The organism is Nocardioides sp. NPDC057577, from assembly GCF_042801335.1.
Taxonomy (GTDB): Bacteria; Actinomycetota; Actinomycetes; order Propionibacteriales; family Nocardioidaceae; genus Nocardioides.
The window spans coordinates 1-5224 of record NZ_JBHVGB010000262.1; the positions used below are offsets into that span (position 1 = coordinate 1).

The following is a 5224-nucleotide window of genomic DNA, read 5'->3' on the forward strand; positions in this document are numbered from 1 at the left end:
CCTGTCGTGACGGCAGGCGAGCGCTTCGGAGGTCCAGCTCAGCGGGTCAGGCCCACTTGACGGCGGCCTCGGTCTCGACTCGGGGGAGCCGGTCGAACCACGGGTTCTCGCCCGGGTGACCGATGTTGACGATCATCTTGGCGGTCCAGTCACCGTCGGGGAAGAACTCCTTGTCGACGCCCGCGGTGTCGTAGCCCGCGATCGGTCCGGCGGCCAGGCCGGCCGCGCGGACGGCGAGGATGAAGGCACCGGCCTGCAGGCCGGCGGACCAGCCGCCGGCGCCGTGGCGGGCGGTCTCGTCGCCCTCGAAGTAGTCCTTCATCTCCGGGCGGATCGGGAAGACGTTCGGGATCTCCTCGTGCCAGTTGTTGTCGTAGGCGACGATCGCGGTCGCCGGGGCAGCCTTGGTCTTCTCGACGTTGCCCTCGGCGATGTGGGGGAGGAGGCGCTCCTTGCCCTCTCCCGTGCGCACGAACACGACCCGCAGCGGCTGGGTGTTGGCCATCGTCGGGGTCCAGCGGGTGAGCTCCCAGACGTCGGCGAGCTCGTCGTCGGTGACGGGCGTCTCGGCGAAGGTGTTGGACGTCCGGGCACCCGTGAAGACGATCTGGCGGCCGCGGTCGTCCAGCTTCTCGAGGGTGGTGGTCTCCAGGGCAGTGGTCTCGGTCATGTCGCTCTGAACTCCGTGGCTACTAGGAATATTCCGGTTACTACGAAAATAGTAGTTCCTCAGGATTCAGGCAACTCCTGTACGCTGGGACGTATGCCTGCGACGAAGCCCGCCCACGATCCGCAGGTGTGCAATGCCGCGCTCGTGCGGGCCTTCGACTTCCTCGGCAAGCGCTGGAACGGCGTGATCCTCGGCAGCCTGACCCAGGGCCCGCTCGGCTTCGCGGAGCTCAAGCGGGCGGTGGCGGGCATCAGCGACTCGATGCTCTCCGAGCGGCTCAGCGAGCTGGCCGGCCTGGGCCTGCTCGCCCGCGAGGTCGACCCCGGCCCGCCGGTGGCGGTCCGCTACGCGCTCACCGGATCCGGTGCCGCGCTCGCGCCGACCCTCGGCGCGCTCACCGAGTGGGCAGGCACGCATCTGCCAGCCGGGGAGTGCTCCGAGGACTGACCGGTCCACGAACGACACCGGCCCGCCACCGAACGGTGACGGGCCGGCCTGACGAGGATGCTCAGCGTTTGAACGCCTTGCCGAGGTCGAGGAAGACCGTCTCCCCGGTGGCGTCCGCGAGGCCGTCGTTGTCGGTGACCGCGTAGGCGTGCCCGTCGGCACCGATGGTGAAGCCTTCGAGCTTCTCCTGGGTCCATCCGTTGGTGGCCCGCAGCGCAGGCAGCAGGTCGTACGCCAGGCGCTTGCGCAGCGGCTTCACGGGCGTGATCCCGGTGACCCCGCTGCGAGGCAGGTCGACGGTGTAGACCCGCTTGACCGCCGCGGTGGGGCCGTTCTGCTTGTCGCGCTCGATGACGGCGAGGGTGTCCTCGTCGACGGCGGTGATCTCCGACAGGCCGAGCCAGTCACCGGCCACCGAGGTCGACTCCAGGCCGTAGCCGAACCACTCCCACTGGCCCGTGGCCGGGGTGTAGCGACCGATCCGGGCGGTGCTCGCGCCGTCCACACCGGGCTTCTTCGCGGTCGAGTCGGCCCACAGCGGGCGCTGGAGCGCGACGTACACCTTCTCCGAGCGGCCCTTCCCGGTCACCGTCACACCCTCGAGGCCCCACTTGCCGACCTTCTCGGCGATCTCCGTGGGCAGTGGGACGGTCTCGGTGATCCGGCCGTCGCGGTCGAGGCGGAGCAGCGCGTTGCCGGCGCCGGTAGCGCCTTCGTTCGCCACCCAGAAGCCACCGCCGCGGCGAGCGGCCAGGCCCTCGATGTCGAGCCCCTCGGCGACATCGCCCGAGGAGTCGGTGACCTCGAGCACGTCGCGGATCACGGCCGGCGAGCGGTGGACCGAGAGCGTGTAGATCCGGCCGGTGGCGTAGGCGGCGTCGCTGGCGGCGTAGAGCTTGCCGGGCTCGCCGGGCACCTTCGAGAGCGCACCCAGCGCACCCCAGCCGATCGGCTTGCCCTTCGTCGAGGCCGATTCCACGGTGGGGAACGACGACGACTTCCGACCGAAGCCGTAGAGCGAGACCGATGCCCGCACCAGGTCCTCGGCCGAGTCCTCCTCCGAGGAGATCGCCAGCAGGTTGCGCGACGGGATCGGCAGCAGCCCCTCCGGCCCGTTCGTCGCCGGCAGCACCTGCTCGAGCTTCGGCGAAGAGGGCGTACGCATGTCGTAGACGGCCACGAAGTTGCTGCGCTCGGAGCCCACGAAGGCGTACGGGACGCCGCCGAAGGTCTCGAAGGCGAGCCCCTCGGGCTCCGCCCCCTTCTTGGCGGCGCGGTCGTTGTTGTGCAGCCCGTACTTCGTGGCGAGGTCCTCGAAGGTGGATCCGGCGTCCCAGACCACCTCGCCGGTCGCGGCGCGGAAGACGGTCCAGCCGCGGCTGCCGCCCTTCCAGTCGCCCTCGTTGGCGGTCGCGACGAGACCGCGGCCGACCCACTGGATCGAGTCGGGCTCGCGGGGGACGTCGATGGTGTCGACCGGGTCGAAGAGCCCGTTCTTGCTCGCGTCCACCCCGGAGACGACCGCGTTCCCGGCGCTCCACACCGTCTCGACGGTCGCGGACGCAAGGTCGATGATCGCGACGCCGTTGTTCTCCTGCAGCGTGAGCGCGAGCTGGTTGTCGGCGTTGATGTCGACGTACTCCGGCTCCGCGTCCTCCGGCGTGTCCAGCCCGTCGAGCAACGAGGCGGGCAGCGCCACGTCGGTGATCGACCACTCGGCCGGCCCGCCGTCGAGGCCGACGATCTTGACCGATCCGGCCGGTGCCTGGGGCAGGTCGCCCTCCTCGCCACCGGCAGGGGTGACGGCCTCGTTGCGCTGGTTCTCCATCGCGATCGCGGCGTACGTCCCGTCGGGGCTGACCGCGATCGAGTCGGGCTGACCGCCCAGGTCGTAGGAGGCGATCTCGTCGTGCGGGGCGGCCAGCGAGATCACGTCGATCCGCCCGTCGCGGGTGCCGACGGCAGGCTCCTCGTCCTCCCACTCGGTGTCCTCGAGGCCGGGGTAGGTCGACTCGTCGACGACGACGAGCGCGTAGGCGCCCACGATCGAGACCGATGTCGGCGAGCCGCCCTTTCCGCCGGAGACGTCGTGGCTGCCGAGGCCCTTCGGGGCCGACGGCTTGGTGATGTCCAGGAAGCCGATCCGGCCGCCGAGCGCATCGGTGTAGGCCAGCGTCTTCCCGTCCTCGGAGACGGATGAGATCTCGGCGACGGTGGGGTCGGCCGGGTCCACCCCGGCAGGTACGTTCTGGAAGACCGGGTAGGTCGCGAGCCGGCTGAACTCGCCATGCCGGTCGGGGCCGGCGACGGCGGTGCCGCCGAGGACGGTCACCATCGAGACGCCCAAGCCCCCGATGGCCAGGACGCCGATGCCGGCCAGCGTGAGTCGGTTGTGCAGGAGTTGCATGTCGGGGTTCCTCTCGGAAAATCATTACCGGGACGAACGATCTCGGCGACACTCCGCGCCGAGGCATCACGTACGTTGCGACCGACCGACTCCCGGGTGAACAGCAGGTGGGCAACCCCGGCCGCACCCCTACTGTCCGGTTAACGTTCCAATCGCCAGGCCCATCCGGCCGAGTAATAGGCTGACGGACGACACCCGTCCCTGAGACCCAGGAGTAGTTCAGTGGCATCGATCGACGCCGTAGGCGCCCGCGAGATCCTCGATTCGCGAGGCAACCCGACTGTCGAAGTTGAGGTCGTCCTCGACGACGGCACCTTCGCCCGCGCCCAGGTCCCCAGCGGCGCCTCGACCGGAGCCTTCGAGGCCGTCGAGCTGCGTGACGGCGGCGAGCGCTACGGCGGCAAGGGCGTGCAGAACGCCGTGACCGCCGTCGTGGAGACCCTCGCGCCCGCGATCGAAGGCTTCGACGCCGACGACCAGCGCGCCATCGACCAGGCGATGATCGAGGCCGACGCGACCCCCAACAAGGCCAAGGCCGGCGCCAACGCGATCCTCGGCGTCTCGCTGGCGGTCGCGAAGGCCGCCGCCGACTCGGCGGGCCTCTCGCTCTTCCGCTACGTCGGTGGCCCCAACGCCCACGTGCTCCCGGTCCCGATGCTCAACATCCTCAACGGAGGCTCCCACGCGGACTCCAACGTGGACATCCAGGAGTTCATGATCGCGCCGATCGGCGCGCCGACCTTCGCCGAGGCGCTGCGCACCGGTGCCGAGGTCTACCACGCCCTCAAGTCCGTGCTGAAGGAGAAGGGCCTGGCCACGGGGCTCGGCGACGAGGGCGGCTTCGCCCCCAACCTCGAGTCCAACCGTGCCGCCCTCGACCTGATCGCCGAGGCGATCGGCAAGGCCGGCTACGAGCTCGGCAAGGACGTCGTGCTGGCGCTGGACGTGGCAGCGAGCGAGTTCTACGAGGACGGTGCGTACCTCTTCGAGGGCGCCAAGAAGACGGCCGAGGAGATGACCGCCTACTACGCGGAGCTCGTCGCGGCCTACCCGATCGTCTCCATCGAGGACCCCCTCGACGAGGAGGACTGGGACGGCTGGAAGGCGATCACCGACGCCATCGGCGACAAGACCCAGCTCGTCGGCGACGACCTGTTCGTCACCAACGTCGAGCGCCTCGCCCGCGGCATCGAGGGCGGTCAGGGCAACGCGCTGCTGGTCAAGGTCAACCAGATCGGCACGCTCACCGAGACCCTCGACGCCGTCGACATGGCCCACCGCGCCGGCTTCAAGACGATGATGTCCCACCGCTCCGGCGAGACCGAGGACACCACCATCGCCGACCTCGCCGTCGCCGTCGGCTCCGGCCAGATCAAGACCGGCGCCCCGGCCCGCTCGGACCGCGTCGCCAAGTACAACCAGCTGCTGCGCATCGAGGAGATCCTCGACGACGCCGCGGTGTACGCCGGTCGTTCGGCGTTCCCGCGGTTCCGCTTCGAGGGCTGACAGCCCGTGTCCGGAGCACCAGCCTCCGTCCGTCCCCGCATCCGGTCCCGTACCGTGTGCGGGGACGGACGTGCGTAACGGGGAGGCGTGAGACATGGCCGGGAAGGACCGCGACCGGTTCTCCACCGCGACCAGGCTGCGGCTGCTCGGGGAGCAGACGGCGGCCCGTGTCTACCGGTCCCAGAACCGCCGCC

At 70.2% G+C, this 5224-nt stretch carries 4 protein-coding genes; 2 read left to right on the top strand and 2 right to left on the bottom strand.

The annotated features are described in order from the left end of the window. Positions 1 to 46 precede the first annotated feature (46 nt). Positions 47 to 670, bottom strand: coding sequence for a malonic semialdehyde reductase (locus tag ACFU7D_RS28395; RefSeq protein WP_378873581.1), 624 nt, complete (start codon positions 668 to 670; stop codon positions 47 to 49). 93 nt (positions 671 to 763) lie between these two features. On the opposite strand from ACFU7D_RS28395, the gene ACFU7D_RS28400 reads away from it, so the two are divergent. After that, positions 764 to 1117 (top strand): winged helix-turn-helix transcriptional regulator, encoded by a 354-nt coding sequence (locus ACFU7D_RS28400; protein ID WP_378732972.1) that lies wholly within the window; start codon positions 764 to 766, stop codon positions 1115 to 1117. A gap of 61 nt (positions 1118 to 1178) precedes the next feature. On the opposite strand, the gene ACFU7D_RS28405 is transcribed toward ACFU7D_RS28400, so the two are convergent. Then, complete coding sequence (locus tag ACFU7D_RS28405) at positions 1179 to 3524, bottom strand: esterase-like activity of phytase family protein (RefSeq protein ID WP_378873583.1); 2346 nt, start codon at positions 3522 to 3524, stop codon at positions 1179 to 1181. Positions 3525 to 3746: 222 nt separating this feature from the next. On the opposite strand from ACFU7D_RS28405, the gene eno reads away from it, so the two are divergent. Further along, entirely contained in the window at positions 3747 to 5030 is a 1284-nt protein-coding gene (eno, locus tag ACFU7D_RS28410) for a phosphopyruvate hydratase (RefSeq protein WP_378873585.1), read from the top strand. Positions 5031 to 5224: the final 194 nt, after the last annotated feature.

What these genes read in the sequence shown, in the direction of transcription:
- ACFU7D_RS28395 (WP_378873581.1), bottom strand. Translation starts at nt 670, where the DNA reads ATGACCGAGACCACTGCCCTGGAGACCACCACCCTCGAGAAGCTGGAC.
- ACFU7D_RS28400 (WP_378732972.1), top strand. Translation starts at nt 764, where the DNA reads ATGCCTGCGACGAAGCCCGCCCACGATCCGCAGGTGTGCAATGCCGCG.
- ACFU7D_RS28405 (WP_378873583.1), bottom strand. Translation starts at nt 3,524, where the DNA reads ATGCAACTCCTGCACAACCGACTCACGCTGGCCGGCATCGGCGTCCTG.